The sequence below is a fragment of the Pseudomonas sp. GW821-FHT11D10 genome, from assembly GCF_058808435.1.
In genome coordinates this window covers 563,628-577,993 of record NZ_JBXARR010000001.1, presented here as the reverse complement: position 1 = coordinate 577,993, position 14,366 = coordinate 563,628, and the positions used below count along the sequence as shown (strand labels likewise).

General features: G+C 61.0%; 18 protein-coding genes. 11 read left to right on the top strand and 7 right to left on the bottom strand.

Annotation, left to right across the window (positions count from 1 at the left end):
* Positions 1–7 precede the first annotated feature (7 nt).
* The 4 genes from AC1RT4_RS02865 (at position 8) to AC1RT4_RS02850 (ending at position 3,169) form a co-directional block, all read left to right on the top strand.
* Complete coding sequence (locus AC1RT4_RS02865) at positions 8–994, top strand: aliphatic sulfonate ABC transporter substrate-binding protein (RefSeq protein ID WP_493083406.1); 987 nt, start codon at positions 8–10, stop codon at positions 992–994.
* A gap of 61 nt (positions 995–1,055) precedes the next feature.
* Positions 1,056–1,895 (top strand): ABC transporter permease, encoded by an 840-nt coding sequence (locus AC1RT4_RS02860; protein WP_493083404.1) that lies wholly within the window; start codon positions 1,056–1,058, stop codon positions 1,893–1,895.
* A 53-nt stretch (positions 1,896–1,948) separates the two neighbouring features.
* Complete coding sequence (locus tag AC1RT4_RS02855) at positions 1,949–2,629, top strand: SOS response-associated peptidase (RefSeq protein ID WP_493083402.1); 681 nt, start codon at positions 1,949–1,951, stop codon at positions 2,627–2,629.
* Between the two features lie 267 nt (positions 2,630–2,896).
* Positions 2,897–3,169 carry a hypothetical protein gene (locus AC1RT4_RS02850; RefSeq protein ID WP_007950513.1) on the top strand — a complete coding sequence of 91 codons (273 nt, stop codon included), beginning with the start codon at positions 2,897–2,899 and terminating at the stop codon, positions 3,167–3,169.
* 46 nt (positions 3,170–3,215) lie between these two features.
* Here the strand turns inward: AC1RT4_RS02850 and AC1RT4_RS02845 are convergent, their stop codons facing one another.
* From AC1RT4_RS02845 to AC1RT4_RS02835, 3 genes are read right to left on the bottom strand one after another with little or no spacing between them, the layout of a single operon-like run.
* Positions 3,216–3,362 carry a hypothetical protein gene (locus tag AC1RT4_RS02845; RefSeq protein ID WP_164872153.1) on the bottom strand — a complete coding sequence of 49 codons (147 nt, stop codon included), beginning with the start codon at positions 3,360–3,362 and terminating at the stop codon, positions 3,216–3,218.
* A 40-nt stretch (positions 3,363–3,402) separates the two neighbouring features.
* The gene (locus AC1RT4_RS02840; RefSeq protein WP_164872179.1) at positions 3,403–3,714 is read right to left on the bottom strand and encodes an AzlD domain-containing protein; all 312 of its coding nucleotides are present in this window, start codon (positions 3,712–3,714) and stop codon (positions 3,403–3,405) included.
* Entirely contained in the window at positions 3,714–4,412 is a 699-nt protein-coding gene (locus tag AC1RT4_RS02835) for an AzlC family ABC transporter permease (protein WP_045121617.1), read from the bottom strand. The genes AC1RT4_RS02840 and AC1RT4_RS02835 overlap by 1 nt, the downstream gene beginning before the upstream one ends.
* Positions 4,413–4,567: 155 nt before the next feature.
* Here AC1RT4_RS02835 and AC1RT4_RS02830 point away from each other — a divergent pair, with 155 nt between their 5' ends.
* The gene (locus AC1RT4_RS02830; protein WP_433897976.1) at positions 4,568–4,954 is read left to right on the top strand and encodes a DUF2784 domain-containing protein; all 387 of its coding nucleotides are present in this window, start codon (positions 4,568–4,570) and stop codon (positions 4,952–4,954) included.
* On the opposite strand, the gene AC1RT4_RS02825 is transcribed toward AC1RT4_RS02830, so the two are convergent.
* The gene (locus AC1RT4_RS02825; RefSeq protein ID WP_493083397.1) at positions 4,951–5,472 is read right to left on the bottom strand and encodes a DUF3087 domain-containing protein; all 522 of its coding nucleotides are present in this window, start codon (positions 5,470–5,472) and stop codon (positions 4,951–4,953) included. The genes AC1RT4_RS02830 and AC1RT4_RS02825 overlap by 4 nt on opposite strands.
* Positions 5,473–5,682: 210 nt before the next feature.
* Here AC1RT4_RS02825 and ppnN point away from each other — a divergent pair, with 210 nt between their 5' ends.
* The 5 genes from ppnN to AC1RT4_RS02800 all read left to right on the top strand — a co-directional run bounded on the left by ppnN (position 5,683) and on the right by AC1RT4_RS02800 (position 9,595).
* Positions 5,683–7,056 (top strand): nucleotide 5'-monophosphate nucleosidase PpnN, encoded by a 1,374-nt coding sequence (ppnN, locus tag AC1RT4_RS02820; RefSeq protein WP_007950520.1) that lies wholly within the window; start codon positions 5,683–5,685, stop codon positions 7,054–7,056.
* 61 nt (positions 7,057–7,117) lie between these two features.
* Positions 7,118–7,855 carry a response regulator gene (locus AC1RT4_RS02815; protein ID WP_493083392.1) on the top strand — a complete coding sequence of 246 codons (738 nt, stop codon included), beginning with the start codon at positions 7,118–7,120 and terminating at the stop codon, positions 7,853–7,855.
* A gap of 151 nt (positions 7,856–8,006) precedes the next feature.
* Positions 8,007–8,339 (top strand): hypothetical protein, encoded by a 333-nt coding sequence (locus AC1RT4_RS02810; RefSeq protein ID WP_074688692.1) that lies wholly within the window; start codon positions 8,007–8,009, stop codon positions 8,337–8,339.
* 161 nt (positions 8,340–8,500) lie between these two features.
* Positions 8,501–9,235, top strand: coding sequence for a substrate-binding periplasmic protein (locus AC1RT4_RS02805; protein ID WP_179694590.1), 735 nt, complete (start codon positions 8,501–8,503; stop codon positions 9,233–9,235).
* Positions 9,236–9,343: 108 nt separating this feature from the next.
* Positions 9,344–9,595, top strand: a complete 252-nt coding sequence (locus AC1RT4_RS02800) for a hypothetical protein (protein ID WP_493083389.1) — start codon at positions 9,344–9,346, stop codon at positions 9,593–9,595.
* Between the two features lie 64 nt (positions 9,596–9,659).
* Here the strand turns inward: AC1RT4_RS02800 and AC1RT4_RS02795 are convergent, their stop codons facing one another.
* The 3 genes from AC1RT4_RS02795 to AC1RT4_RS02785 form a co-directional block, all read right to left on the bottom strand.
* A complete protein-coding gene (locus AC1RT4_RS02795; protein ID WP_493083387.1) occupies positions 9,660–11,075 on the bottom strand; it encodes an FAD/NAD(P)-binding protein in 1,416 nt (471 codons plus the stop codon).
* A 59-nt stretch (positions 11,076–11,134) separates the two neighbouring features.
* Positions 11,135–12,538, bottom strand: coding sequence for an LLM class flavin-dependent oxidoreductase (locus AC1RT4_RS02790; RefSeq protein WP_493083385.1), 1,404 nt, complete (start codon positions 12,536–12,538; stop codon positions 11,135–11,137).
* Positions 12,539–12,754: 216 nt separating this feature from the next.
* A complete protein-coding gene (locus AC1RT4_RS02785) occupies positions 12,755–13,318 on the bottom strand; it encodes a helix-turn-helix domain-containing protein (protein WP_493083383.1) in 564 nt (187 codons plus the stop codon).
* Positions 13,319–13,403: 85 nt separating this feature from the next.
* Here AC1RT4_RS02785 and AC1RT4_RS02780 point away from each other — a divergent pair, with 85 nt between their 5' ends.
* Entirely contained in the window at positions 13,404–14,342 is a 939-nt protein-coding gene (locus tag AC1RT4_RS02780) for a DMT family transporter (RefSeq protein ID WP_493083381.1), read from the top strand.
* The last annotated feature ends 24 nt before the right edge of the window (positions 14,343–14,366 follow it).

Here is a 14,366-nt window from a genome sequence, read left to right as displayed (position 1 = left end):
CGTGCCCATGAAATCCCTCTTACCGTTTTCCCGCATCAAAACGCTGCTCGCGGCCTGCGCAGTAGCCCTGAATCTGCAACCTCTCGCCCACGCCGCCGAAGCGCCGCCGGCCGAAGTGCATCTGGATTACGCCTATTACTCGCCGGTCAGCCTGGCGCTCAAACATCTGGGCTACCTGGAAAAAGCCCTGCCCCAGAGCAAAGTCAGCTGGGTGCTGAGCCAGGGCAGCAACCGCTCGCTGGAATACCTCAACAGCGGCGGCGTGGATTTCGCCTCGTCGGCCAGCCTCGCTGCCGTGCTCAGCCGCGCCAATGGCAGCCCGATCAAATCGGTCTACGTCTACAGCCGCGCCGAGTGGACCGCGCTGGTGGTGCGCAAGGACTCGCCGATCCAGTCCGTCGCCGACCTCAAGGGCAAGAAAATCGCCGCCACGAAAGGCACCGATCCGTACCTGTTCACCCTGCGCACCCTGCAACAGGCCGGGCTGAAAAAGGACGACGTGGAACTGGTGCACCTGCAACACCCGGACGGTCGCACCGCGCTGGAGAAAGGTGATGTCGACGCCTGGGCCGGCCTCGATCCGCACATGGCCGCCAGTCAGGTGCAGGCCGGTTCGCGTCTGCTGTACCGCAATCGCGATTTCAACAGCTACGGCGTGGTCAGCGTCACCGAGCAATACGCCAAGCAACACCCGCAAACCATCGACACCGTAATCAAAGCCTATGAGCAGGCCCGCGAGTGGTCGGTGAAGAATCCCGAAGAGCTGGCCAAATTGCTCGCCAGCGAATCCGGCCTGCCGCTGGACGTGGCCAAGCTGCAACTGTCGCGCACCGACCTGAGCAGCCCGCAACTGACCGCCAAGGACGTGCTGGCCTCGAAAGCCGCCGCGCCGATTCTGGTCTCCGAAGAACTTGTACGCCGTGGCGTGAATGTCGATCAGGTCATCGATCAGTTGATCGACACCGGTTTCCAGCAAGTCGCCGCCGCCCAGTAACCGATCAGGCTCACAACAAATCCGCGCCCGTCGCGGATTTGTCGTGAGCGGAGAACCGTCCATGAGCAACGACTTGCCCGCCCGCCTCACCTTGTCGGCACCACGGCGAAAATTCCCACTGCTGAATCCGCTCTGGCGCCGGCGCCTTAAAGGCCTGGCCCTGCCACTGCTGATTGTGATCGCCCTGGAATTTATCGTACGCATCGGCTGGCTACCGTCCTACCAGATGCCCGCGCCAAGCGAGATCGCCCTGACCCTCACGGATCTGGCCGAAGGCGCCTTGTGGAAACACATCGGTGCCAGCCTGATTCGCGTGCTGCTGGGGTTTGCCATCGGCGCGAGCCTGGCGCTGGTGTTCGCCGCGTGGGTCGGACTCAGCCGCGAAGCCGAGGCCTATCTGGAACCGACCTTCGCCGCGCTGCGTTCGATTCCCAGCCTGGCCTGGGTGCCATTGTTGCTGCTGTGGCTGGGGATCGACGAGACCTCGAAAATCGTCCTGATCGCCATCGGCGCGTTCTTCCCGGTGTACGTCAACGTGGTCGCGGCGATCCGCAACATCGACCGCAAACTGGTGGAGGTCGGGCACATCTATGGCTTCAGTCCGCTGCAACTGGTGCGACGAATTCTGCTGCCTGCCGCCCTGCCCGGCCTGTTCACCGGATTGCGCAGCGGCATGAGCCTGTCGTGGATGTTTCTGGTGGCGGCCGAACTGATTGCGGCGACCAAAGGGCTGGGTTACCTGCTCAGTGACGGTCGCGAAACTTCGCGGCCGGACATCGTGCTGGCCGCGATCATCGTCCTGGCGCTGCTCGGCAAACTCAGCGACGGTTTGCTTGCGGTGCTGGAACGCCGCTGGCTGGTCTGGCGCGACGCGTTCACCGGCCAGGGCAGCAAGGATTGAAGCGTGCAACTAAGCTCAAACCTTCAGGCAGCTGTTCGCCGGAGGGTCGGCCGATGTGCGGAAGACTGTCGCAATACCGGGGCATCCACGATTTCGTCGCGGTGCTGAGCATTCCCGATGCGCTGATCAATCACGTCGGCGATGCACCGTTGGCGCATTACAACGCCGCGCCCACCACGTCACTGGCGATCCTTCATCAACACGAACAACGACTGTACGCCGACAATCTGCGCTGGGGCTGGCGTCCGCACTGGGCCAAGGATCGCGCCGCGCCGATCAACGCGCGGGTGGAAAAAGTCGCCCACGGGCCGTTCTTTCGAGCGATCTGGCGTCATCGGCTGATCGTGCCGGTCGACAACTGGTTCGAGTGGGTCGATGCCCCGGACAAAAGCCGACAGCCGTGGCTGATTCGTCGCGCCGATCATCAACCGGTTTTCTGCGCCGCCATCGGCCAGTTTCCGACACCCGGTGAGCCTCCTCAGGAAGACGACGGCTTCGTCATCATCACCGCCAACAGCGAAGGCGGCTTGCTCGATGTCCATGACCGGCGCCCGATCGTGCTGTGCGCCGATCGGGTGCACGAATGGCTCGATCCCGCCACGCCCACCGCACGCGCCGAGCAGATGCTGCTGTTCGAAGCCGAACCCAGCGAAGCGTTCCAATGGCACAAAGTCGGCAAAGCGGTGGGCAACTCCCGCAATCAGGGCGCGGAATTGATTGAAGCGGTGACGTAAATAAATGCCGGCGCGGTGCGTTATCAAGAACAGGAATCCACGAATTGAATCCTGCGCGTTACACGCGGTGTTTCATTCGCGAAACAGGGAGCTGAAACAGTCGTTTGAGTGAACTAACCGCCTGTCTGACATTTCAATCGTCATACATACTTTTAGAAACACTACGGATAGCATGCGCGCCGCATTTCCTATTGGCATACCAGTTGACCAAAGAGTCAACAAACCAGGAATACCCCACAAACTTAACAAGCCTTGCAGAGAACTAAGTTGCGCGACGATTTTGCAATCAAACAGGTCACAGGCCTGGAGTGTATTCATCTGTCCACGACAGAACGCTTTCAACTCGACTGTTTTATCGGCCACTACATAAAGACTCGAAACCTGCGCGACGTACCCGATATCGACCGCATCCTGCGCGCCACCCTCGAAAGCTATCCCTGCCACCCGCCGGTGATGGTCAACGAGCTGAATGCCTGGATCGACAAGACCTTGGGTTATCGGGCCTCCCACCCCGATTTCACGCAGCTGGAAGATCTTTGATGAAACGAAAAAGCCCCGCAATCGCGGGGCTTTTTCGTTGTGGCGTTCAGGGTTTCAGCGGGATTTCCCTATCACGGTCGGACAACTCGCGGCTGTCGTCATGTTTCCAGGTCTGTTCCTTGTGTTTCTCCCGCTCGATCTCTTCTTCACTCGGTTCGTCATCTTCTTCGGGACGTTTCTGCTCGGTTGCCATGTTCACCTCGCTAATGGAATTCATCCATTAAGCGTAGAACTTAAAGCCACCAGCGCAATAGAAAGAAGAACGCCATGCTCAATAGCATGCTAAGCAATGTATTGCGTGTGTAGATCACCAGGCCGATTGCCACTAGTGAACTCAGCAGATAAGGGTTATCCCACTGCAGATTCAGTTGTTTGTCCGGCATGAAGACAATCGGCCCGCAAATCGCGGTCAACATGCCCGGCACGGCAAAACCGAGAAATTGCCGTGCGTTGCTGCTCAAACGTACCGGCAAGCGCGGTTCGAGAAACACGTAACGGTTGAGGAACACCAGAATCCCCATGCCGAAAATCACTGCCCAGACAATCATGTGCGCTCCCGATACAGCTTGTTGCAGATAAACCCGGCAGTCATGCCGGCCAGGCCCGACAGCACCAGCGCCGAACCCCATTGCCAGTAGCTGAACAGCACCGAGCAAAACAGCGACACTGCCACGCAGACCACCGTCGGCACATTGCGCACCACCGGGGTGATCAATGCGATGAAGGTCGCGGCAATCGAGAAGTCCAGCCCCAGATGCTCAAGCCCCGGAATGCTGCTGCCGAGCACGATGCCGGCCAGGGTGAAGAGGTTCCAGGCGATGTAGAACGTCAGGCCGACGCCCAACGCGTACCAGCGATTGAACTGCTGACGATCATGCTGACTGGTCAGGGCGAACAGTTCATCGGTGAGCAAAAAGCCCAGGCCAATACGCCAGCGCCCCGGCAACGGCGAAATCACGTGGCGCATGCTCATGCCGTAGAGCAAATGTTGCGAGGTCAGCAACAGCGTGGTCAGCAGAATCGAGAAAATCCCCGCGCCGCCCTTGAGCATGCCGATCGCCACCAACTGCGCAGCGCCGGCGAACACGATGCTCGACAGGCCTTGCCCTTGCAGCGGCGTGAGGTTGGCTTCGATCGCCATGGAGCCGGCCAGCAGCCCCCACGGCGCGGTCGCCAGGGATAACGGCATGATCGCCGCGGCTCCGCGAAGAAAAGCACTGCGCGGCATTAATGAGTCAGACATAACACTCTTCAACCGTGAGACAAGACCCCGGACTCTGCCAGCAAACGCCCGTTCATGGCTTGAACAATCTTGCGCAGTTGGCGCAAATCCTTCCTTCCGTCAGTCGTTTACCGGCGTAACATGGCAACCATTCACACACGCGTCAGGGAGACGACATGCTGTATCGGATAGCCGCCGACGGGCTGGTGCTGTTTCATTTGCTGTTCATTCTGTTCGTGCTGTTCGGCGGGCTGCTGGTGCTCAAGTGGCCGCGGCTGATCTGGCTGCATTTGCCGGCGGCGGCCTGGGGCGTGGCGGTCGAGGTGTTGCACCTGACCTGTCCGCTGACCTATTGGGAAAACCTGATGCGCCACGCTGCCGGGCAGACCGAATACGCGGGTGGCTTCATCGAACATTACATCTGGCCGATCATCTACCCGGCCGGGCTGACCCCGCAGATTCAGTTGGTCTTGGGCAGCGTGGTGCTGGTGGTCAACCTGCTGGTCTACGGGCGCCTGATTCGCCGCTGGAAACTCCGGCGCGCCGCACGCATTCCGTTCTAGCGCGCTTTCAAGGTTTCCAGCCAGGCCGGATCGAGCCGCGTCTGATCGGTGTCCAGACCGAGCGCCTCCATCCGCGCCTTGTGCGCTCCGACTTCCTGGTGCAATTGCGCATGATCGCTGGAGTTGCCGTCCAGTTCATGCATCTGGGTCAGGCCCAGGTGATAGAAACGCAGCACTCTCATCGCCACCGGATCACCCTTCTCCACCGCCGCCGTCACCTGATGCATCACGTTGGTGACGCTCATCAGGCTGCGCTTGAGCCGCCAGCCATACACCGCCGGAGCCATCCAGGTCTGATTCCAGAAACGCCCGCGCAGCAACGCCGCCGTCAGCAGAAATGCGCCGAACACCCCGCCGACATTGAACCGCAGGTTATCCCCGCCCGGCTCGCCGAACAGCGCCACCGCCGCCGTCGAAAACGCCATCGCCAGCACCAGAAACAGTACCGCGATGATCAGCGTGCTGCGCCGGGTCTGCTGGCGATAAGTGATGGCATCGATCGGTTGAATCTCGAACATCGCGACAGGCTTCCATGGCTTGAGTTAAAAAGAGGCTGCGCATTATCGCCTCTGAGGCGGATTTAGCTATGCTGGAGCGCCTTTTCATCTTTTCAACGTCCAACGGGGACATGGCGATACCACGCAGATCGTGCCATCTTCATTCATGGATACACACTATTCGGATGCCATTGGCCATGCCGGCAATGACATCGTTTTAAGGATCACTGCATGACCCAACGACACGTAATCAATGCCTCGGTCAGCCCAAAAGGCAGCCTCGAAACCCTTTCCCAACGTGAAGTTCAGCAACTGAGCCAGGCCGGAACCGGCAGCACCTACACCCTCTTTCGCCAGTGCGCCCTGGCAATCCTCAATACTGGCGCCCATGTCGACAACGCAAAAACCATCCTCGAAGCCTATAAAGACTTCGAAATCCGCATCCACCAGCAGGATCGCGGCGTTCGCCTGGAACTGCTTAACGCCCCGGCCGACGCCTTCGTCGACGGCGAAATGATCGCCAGCACCCGGGAAATGCTGTTCAGCGCCCTGCGCGACATCGTCTACACCGAAAACGAACTCGACGCCTTGAGCATCGACCTCAGCACCTCCCAGGGCATCAGCGACTACGTTTTCCACCTGCTGCGCAATGCGCGCACCTTGCGTCCGGGCGTCGAGCCGAAAATCGTCGTGTGCTGGGGCGGCCACTCGATCAACACCGAAGAATACAAATACACCAAGAAAGTCGGCCACGAACTGGGCCTGCGCAGCCTCGACATCTGCACCGGCTGCGGCCCCGGCGTGATGAAAGGCCCGATGAAAGGCGCGACCATCGCCCACGCCAAGCAACGCATTCACGGTGGCCGTTACCTCGGGCTGACCGAGCCGGGCATCATCGCCGCCGAAGCGCCAAACCCGATCGTCAACGAACTGGTGATCCTGCCGGACATCGAAAAGCGCCTGGAAGCCTTCGTTCGCGTCGGCCACGGCATCATCATCTTCCCGGGCGGCGCCGGCACCGCCGAAGAGTTCCTGTACCTGCTGGGCATCCTGATGCACCCGGACAACGCCGGCCTGCCGTTCCCGGTGATTCTGACCGGGCCGAAACACGCCGCGCCGTATCTGGAACAACTGGACGCCTTCGTCACCGCCACCCTCGGCGAAGCGGCGAAGAAGCACTACGAAATCATCATCGACGACCCGGCCGAAGTGGCGCGGCAGATGACCGCGGGCCTCAAGGCCGTGAAGCAGTTCCGCCGCGAACGCGCCGACGCGTTCCACTTCAACTGGCTGCTGAAGATCGACGAAGGCTTCCAGCGCCCGTTCGACCCGACCCACGAAAACATGGCCAACCTCAAGCTGCACCGCGACCAGCCACCTCATGAACTGGCGGCCAACCTGCGCCGCGCGTTCTCCGGGATCGTCGCCGGCAACGTCAAGGACAAGGGCATCCGCCTGATCGAGGAACACGGGCCGTACCAGATCCGTGGCGACGCCGCGATCATGCAACCGCTCGACCTGCTGCTCAAAGCCTTCGTCGCCCAGCACCGGATGAAACTGCCGGGCGGCGCGGCGTATGTGCCGTGCTATCGCGTGGTGTCCTGACCCGAAAAAGCAGGTGCCCGAAGCGCAACGCTTCGGGCACTCCTTATAAAAAGAGCGAACCATGGATCACATCAACCACATCCTGATCGTCGACGATGACCGCGAGATCCGCGAGCTGGTCGGCAATTACCTGACCAAGAACGGCCTGCGCAGCACCGTGGTCGCCGATGGCCGGCAGATGCGCAGTTTTCTGGAAGCCAACACGGTCGACCTGATCGTGCTCGACATCATGCTCCCCGGCGATGACGGGCTGGTGCTGTGCCGCGAGTTGCGCGCCGGCAAGCACAAGGCGATCCCGATCCTGATGCTCACCGCCCGCGACGACCAGACCGACCGCATCCTCGGCCTGGAAATGGGCGCCGACGATTACCTGACCAAGCCCTTCGCCGCCCGCGAACTGCTGGCACGAATCAACGCCGTACTGCGCCGCACGCGAATGCTGCCACCCAATCTGCTGATCACCGAAACCGGGCGTCTGCTCGCGTTCGGCCGCTGGCGCCTGGACACCACCGCCCGCCACCTGCTCGATGAAGACGAAACCATGGTTGCCCTCAGCGGCGCCGAGTACCGCTTGCTCCGAGTGTTTCTCGACCATCCGCAACGGGTGCTCAGCCGCGACCAGTTGCTCAATCTGACCCAGGGCCGCGACGCCGACCTGTTCGACCGTTCCATCGATTTGCTGGTCAGCCGCCTGCGTCAGCGTCTGCTGGACGACTCCCGCGAGCCGACCTACATCAAGACCGTGCGCAACGAGGGTTATGTTTTCTCCTTCGCCGTGGAGATGCTCGCCGAATCCTGACGGATTTGTATCGCTCTGTATAAATTAGCCGCGCAGATACGTAACCCGTGTTTTCGGGCCGCAACACCACATATCAGCGATACACCCTCGCGTTTGAATGAACCCACCAGAAAGCACTGGTTCACTCATCTCAAACGCAAGGAGAAGTACCATGTTCAAGTCCTCGAAATCCCTGGTACTCGCAATCAGCCTGCTCGGTGGCCTGGCCCTGACCGACCTGGCGTCCGCCAGCTCCCAGCCGCTGGTCGCCGAATACGGCTCGGAAAACCTGCAGAAGGATCGTGTTGCCGAAGGTGGCGCGGATCGCTTGCAGGAACTGCGTGAACGCGTAGCTGAAGGTGGCGCCGACCGTTTGCAGGAACTGCGTGAACGCGTCGCCGAGGGTGGTGCGGATCGCCTTCAGGAACTGCGCGAACGTTCGGCCCGCAGCGTACTGGTCGCCGAGAACCGTCCCGAGTTCGGCTCCAAGTACCAACGTTACTGATCGTTTGTACCGCCGTTGTCGATTCCTGCCGGGGGCGCTCTGCCCCCGCAGCGTTCACTACCGATAAGCCTTGTTCTCTGACACAAAAGCCCCGCTGTTTCCCCACGACAGCCGTCATGGCTCGTACTAAGCTGCGCGATTGATTTGTTCAGGGACGATCCATGAAACGATTTGCCGCCTGTCTGCTGTCCATGCTGGCCCTGACGGCCACCGCGGCGGATCTGCAACTGCTCACCGACAACCACCCGCCCCTGCATTTCATGCAAGGCAATCAGCTCGCAGGATTCGGGGTGGACGTGGTGCAGGCTCTGGCGACCCAGACCGGCGACCGCATTCATCTGCAACAAGTCCCGCTGTTGCGCGCCCTGCGCATGGCCAGCGACACCCCTGACACCGGCGTATTCACCGTGCTGCGTACCGACGAACGCGACGATCGCTATCAATGGGTCGGGCCGCTGATCGAAGTCGAAACCGCGCTGTACGCCCGGGACAATCTCCAGCCTCCCGTGCACAGCCTGCGTGAAGCCGACCACCTGGGCCGGATCACCGTGCCGCGCAAATGGCTGGTCTACAGCTATCTGCAAGGGCAAGACCTGAACAACCTCTACGGCGTGGAAACCCCGGAGCAGATGATGCGGCTGTTCAGTCTGGGGCGTACCGATTTCGTGGTCTCCGATACCTGGTCCAAAGCCGCCCTCGCCCGCGAGCAAGGCATGGAGCCGGGACGCTTGCAGTACCAGATCCCGTTGATGAAACAGAACACCTACATTGCCTTTTCGCCGCAGACCGATCCGAAACAGGTCGCACGCTGGCAGCAGGCGCTGGATACATTGCGGGCCGACGGCCGTCTGGAGCAGCTGCGCCAGCGCTGGCTGTCCAATACCCTACCGCGCTGATCAGGCATCAACGCCTTCGATAACGACTATGCGCAAGGGTGTTTTCACATCAAAACCCTCCAGCACTAGAGTGGGCTCCATCTTCTCCCCACTCTCTGGAGCAACATCATGAAAGACATCATCGCACTCGGCTTCATCGTTTCCCTGATCGGCGCCACCTCCGCCATCGCCGCCCCACACGCCAGCACCCCGGTTGTCGCAGCGGCGACCGTTGGCCAGTCCGGCACCCTGAACGTCGACACCGTCAGCATCGATGCCGAACACAAAGGCACCCTCAACCTGCAACAAAACGCCGAACAGACCAAACTGTACGTCGCGGAAAACCGCCCGGAATTCGGTTCCAAATATCAGCGCTACTGAGTAATCGGTTTGAGCTGCCAGAAACAGGAAACCCCGCCGAAGCGGGGTTTCTTGCATTGGGGCGTCAGCGTACCAGTCGTGCGGCCAGTGCCTTGGCCTGCGACGCCACGTCGGTGACAGCGGTGCTTTCCCACCACATGCCACGCAGCGGCGGGCCCATGGCGAACAAGCGGTTCGAGACCCGGCCCTCTTCATCCAGCACCGCGCCGTCCACCGCGGCTGCGATGCCCAGCGCCAGCGGCCCCGGACGAACCAGGCCACGCGTCAGCAACTGCTGCGGCAAAGGTCGCGCGACCCGACGCCAGTCGTATTCGATGCCGCTGGAATTGATCAACGCCGCGCCCTGCACTACGCGGGTTTCAGCCTCACCGCGAGGGCGAATGAGGATACTCACGCCGTCGTCCGATACCGGCTCAAGCCCCTTGTAAGACGCCGCATGAATGCGCAATCGCCCTTCCCGGTGCAGACGCTCGACCAGTTCCGCACTCAGCGGCGGCGAACGATGGTGATGACTTTCCCACCACGGTCGCACATGCCGCACGAATTGCCGGCGCTGCACATCGCTGGCCTGGCTCCATAACCGGCCGATGTGCGCACGCACGGTGTCGAGCGGAGCCTGCCAGTCGATGCCCTGTGCGATGGCGTCGCTGCAATGCCGACGCAATTCGCGCAATAGCTGGCGAGGCGTGCAAATGTTGTGATCCTCGGCGAGGAAGTCCACCCACGCGGGCGGTTGCCGACGCACATGGGGCAACAGCCCGTGCCGGGAAAACACCTCGATCGGCCCGCGATGCCCGGCCTGCTCCAGCGACACCACGGCATCGACCATGGTCAGGCCGGAGCCGATGATCAGCACCGTGGATTGCGGATCGAGCTGGCGCATGGCCGCGACATCCCAAGGATCGAGTGCCGCCGCGTTGAGGCCACTGGATTCTTTTTGCGGGGTGCGGGCAGCCGGAAACATCCCGGTCGCCAGCACGGCAAAAGCGCCGTGCAGTTGCTGACCGTCATTCAAGGTGAGCTGCACGGAATCGCTGGAGGCCTGAATGTCGACCACTTCGGCGCGCACATGCTCGACCGTCGACCCGCATTGCGCACCCACCTGCTGCGCTTCGGCCAGACGCTGTTGCACGTACACGCCGAACAGCCCCCGTGGCGGAAACAGTTCGCTGACCGGTACATGTTGCTGATCCGACTCGGGCCAGCCACCGCCAGCGATGTGATCGGTCAGCCATTGAGTCAGGTCATCGGCATTGTCCGGGTCAACGCTCATCCGCGCCGCGTTGCCGTTGAGCGTGTGGCCCAGTTCCACCGCGCTGTACGCTTCGCCCCGGCCCAGTTCGGCCCGGGGCTCGATCACCAGAATCTTTCTGCGCCCCGGCAAACGCAGCAATTGCACCGCCAGCATCGTGCCGCTGAGGCCACCGCCGACAATCAGGATGTCGGCGTGGTGGATGGCGGTCGTATCGGTTTGAGTCATGCCGTTCTCGCAGCTGAGGATATGCTCGGGCCAGTGTCATTCAGACGCCGCGAAGGCGTCTAGACGGACGCGACTTTTTTCTCCTGCCGATGCAGCTCGCCCAAGTTTCGATAGCCACTGCCCGGATGAGTCTCAGGCAGTCTCGGCCCTTCGCCAAACAGCTTCTCGCGCAAGGTCCCCGGCGTGTACTCGGTCTTGTAGACACCGCGCTTCTGCAGCTCCGGCACCAGCAATTCCACGGCGTCGATGAAGGTTTCGTGGGTCAGCGCGTAAGCCAGGTTGAAGCCGTCGACGTCGGTTTCGTCGACCCATTCCTGCAACAGGTCCGCTACCGTTTCCGGGCTGCCGACGAACAACGGACCGAAGCCGCCGATGCCGACCCAGTCGGCCAGTTCGTTGGGGGTCCAGACCTTGTTCGGATCCGCCGTGGAAAACGCCTCGACCGCCGACTGAATGGCGTTGGTGTGCACGTGCTTCAGGGGTTCGTCCGGTTTGAAACGGCTGAAATCGATGCCAGTCCAGCCGGAAATCAGCGCCATCGCGCCCTCGTAACTGACCCAGGATTTGTATTCTTCGAACTTGGCTTTGGCCTTGGCGTCGGTTTCGCCGAGGATCACGGTTTGCAGGTTGAAAATCAGGATCTTCGACGGATCGCGCCCAGCCTCGGCGGCGCGGCGGCGGATGTCAGCCACGGTTTTCTTCAGCAGCACTTTCGACGGTGCGGCGACAAATACGCACTCGGCGTGCTCGGCGGCAAACTGCTTGCCTCGGCTCGACGCGCCGGCCTGATAGAGAACCGGCGTGCGTTGCGGCGACGGCTCACAGAGGTGAATGCCTGGCACCTGGAAGTGTTTCCCGTGGTGGCGGATCTCGTGGATCTTGCTCGGGTCACTGAAAATCCGTCGCTCGCGATCCCGCAGAATCGCGCCCTCTTCCCAACTGCCTTCCCAGAGTTTGTAGCAGACCTCCAGGTATTCCTCGGCGAAGTCGTAGCGCGCGTCGTGTTCAGTCTGGGCTTGCTGGCCGATGTTCTTTGCACCGCTCTCCAGATAAGACGTGACGATGTTCCAGCCGGCGCGGCCCTTGGTCAGGTGATCGAGGGTCGACAGGCGTCGGGCGAATGGATACGGATGTTCGAAGGACAACGAAGCGGTCAGGCCAAACCCCAGGTGCTCGGTGACCAACGCCATCGGCGGGATCAATTGCAACGGATCGTTGACCGGCACCTGCGCCGCCTGCCGGATGGCCGCTTCGCCATTGCCGTTGTACACGTCGTAGATGCCCAGCACGTCGGCGATGAACAAACCGTCGAACTTGCCGCGCTCGAGGATTTTCGCCAGATCGGTCCAGTACTCCAGATCCTTGTATTGCCAGGAGCGATCCCGAGGGTGAGCCCACAAGCCCGGCGACTGATGGCCGACGCAGTTCATGTCGAAGGCGTTGAGGCGGATTTCGCGGGGCATCAGATGGCACTCCCGATTGTCAGGAAGTGTTTAAAAGTTTGATTGGAAGCAGTCATGTGAGGCGACTCCGTGGTTTCCGGATGAGGATCCAAAACCCATAGCAGGAGTCATGCCTGAATATATTTTCTTTGTTTATCAATAGATTGAGATAACAACCTAAAGCAGTCTGCACGCAGGATGGAGCAAACTGTTTATCCGCTGTCGGCCCTGCAACAGTCAGATCACCACATTGCGCACGAACCGCGCCGCCACTTCCCCATCGTTGCGATAGGTGTGTGGCTGGTTGCTGGCGAACATGAAAAACTCCCCGGCCGCGATCTGTTGGGCTTGATCGCCGAGCATCAGCGTCAGGCAGCCCGCGAATACGAAAATCTGTTCGCTCCAGCCCTCGGCGTCAGGTTGCGACGGATACACCTCACCTGGTTGTAGGCACCATTCCCACTGCTCAACTGCGCGAGTGGCGTTGGCCTTGGACAGTAAAACGGCTTTACTGCCGGGGATGCTGCCAGCCCAGGCGAGTTCGTTGATGCGGCCGGGATCGCGGTTGTCCGGGGCCTGAATCAGATCACTGAAAGCCACTTCGAGGGCTTCGGCGACGCGGTCGAGGGTGGTCAGGCTGACATTCTTTTCGCCGGCCTCGATGGCCACCAGCATCCGCCGGCTGACCCCGGACTTTTCCGCGAGGGCCGTCTGGCTCATGTCGGCGGCGTGGCGCAGGCGCCGGACGTTCTGGCTGACGTGTTGCAGGACCGAAGCCCGCTGAACGGAATCTCTGTGCACTATATTGCTCACTGGCTAGGGTTGGGCAGTATACTGCGCAACATTTGGCGCATTGTGCGTCTCCTCCTCAAAAGTGCGCAAGGTCATGACGTCAGCCAACTCCCCTCAAACTCCCCTGCGGTTTTCCCGGTTCAGCAAAGCCGAGTGCGTGCTGGTGCTGATCACCATGCTCTGGGGCGGCACCTTTCTGCTTGTGCAGCACGCCATGACCGTCAGCGGGCCGATGTTTTTCGTTGGTCTGCGCTTTGCCGCAGCGGCGAGCATCGTGGCGATGTTTTCGTGGAAACACCTGCGTGAACTGACCTTGTTCGAACTCAAGGCCGGCGCGTTCATCGGCGTGGCGATCATGCTCGGTTATGGCTTGCAGACCGTCGGTTTGCAGAGCATTCCCAGCAGCCAGTCGGCGTTCATCACCGCGCTGTACGTGCCATTTGTGCCGCTGCTGCAATGGCTGGTTCTCGGTCGGCGCCCAGGTTTGATGCCAAGCATCGGCATCATGCTGGCGTTTACCGGGCTGATGCTGCTTTCCGGGCCATCCGGCGCTTCGCTGAATTTCAGCCCCGGTGAAATCGCCACGCTGATCAGCGCCATTGCGATAGCGGCCGAAATCATCCTGATCAGTAACTATGCCGGTCAGGTTGATGTGCGTCGCGTAACCGTGGTGCAGCTGGCGACGACTTCGGTACTGTCGTTCTTGATGGTGGTGCCGACCGGCGAGGCGATTCCGGACTTCTCGTGGCTGTTGTTGAGCACTGCTTTGGGCCTGGGCGCGATGAGTGCGGCGATTCAGGTAGCGATGAACTGGGCGCAGAAAAGTGTTTCGCCGACCCGCGCGACCTTGATCTACGCCGGTGAGCCGGTGTGGGCCGGGATCGTCGGGCGCATCGCGGGAGAGCGCCTGCCGGCGATTGCATTGGTGGGTGCGGGGCTGATCGTGGCGGCGGTGATCGTCAGTGAATTGAAGACCAAAGGCAAAGAGACACAAACGGTCACGGAAGAATTGGAGCACGAGACCGAAGGCTAAACGGGGGTTTTACGGCTACTTTGT

Excerpts from the sequence above, each read along its gene's own strand:
- AC1RT4_RS02865 (WP_493083406.1), top strand. The coding sequence starts at position 8 with ATGAAATCCCTCTTACCGTTTTCCCGCATCAAAACGCTGCTCGCGGCC.
- AC1RT4_RS02860 (WP_493083404.1), top strand. The coding sequence starts at position 1,056 with ATGAGCAACGACTTGCCCGCCCGCCTCACCTTGTCGGCACCACGGCGA.
- AC1RT4_RS02855 (WP_493083402.1), top strand. The coding sequence starts at position 1,949 with ATGTGCGGAAGACTGTCGCAATACCGGGGCATCCACGATTTCGTCGCG.
- AC1RT4_RS02845 (WP_164872153.1), bottom strand. The coding sequence starts at position 3,362 with ATGGCAACCGAGCAGAAACGTCCCGAAGAAGATGACGAACCGAGTGAA.
- AC1RT4_RS02835 (WP_045121617.1), bottom strand. The coding sequence starts at position 4,412 with ATGTCTGACTCATTAATGCCGCGCAGTGCTTTTCTTCGCGGAGCCGCG.
- AC1RT4_RS02830 (WP_433897976.1), top strand. The coding sequence starts at position 4,568 with ATGCTGTATCGGATAGCCGCCGACGGGCTGGTGCTGTTTCATTTGCTG.
- AC1RT4_RS02825 (WP_493083397.1), bottom strand. The coding sequence starts at position 5,472 with ATGTTCGAGATTCAACCGATCGATGCCATCACTTATCGCCAGCAGACC.
- ppnN (WP_007950520.1), top strand. The coding sequence starts at position 5,683 with ATGACCCAACGACACGTAATCAATGCCTCGGTCAGCCCAAAAGGCAGC.
- AC1RT4_RS02815 (WP_493083392.1), top strand. The coding sequence starts at position 7,118 with ATGGATCACATCAACCACATCCTGATCGTCGACGATGACCGCGAGATC.
- AC1RT4_RS02810 (WP_074688692.1), top strand. The coding sequence starts at position 8,007 with ATGTTCAAGTCCTCGAAATCCCTGGTACTCGCAATCAGCCTGCTCGGT.
- AC1RT4_RS02805 (WP_179694590.1), top strand. The coding sequence starts at position 8,501 with ATGAAACGATTTGCCGCCTGTCTGCTGTCCATGCTGGCCCTGACGGCC.
- AC1RT4_RS02800 (WP_493083389.1), top strand. The coding sequence starts at position 9,344 with ATGAAAGACATCATCGCACTCGGCTTCATCGTTTCCCTGATCGGCGCC.
- AC1RT4_RS02795 (WP_493083387.1), bottom strand. The coding sequence starts at position 11,075 with ATGACTCAAACCGATACGACCGCCATCCACCACGCCGACATCCTGATT.
- AC1RT4_RS02790 (WP_493083385.1), bottom strand. The coding sequence starts at position 12,538 with ATGCCCCGCGAAATCCGCCTCAACGCCTTCGACATGAACTGCGTCGGC.
- AC1RT4_RS02780 (WP_493083381.1), top strand. The coding sequence starts at position 13,404 with ATGACGTCAGCCAACTCCCCTCAAACTCCCCTGCGGTTTTCCCGGTTC.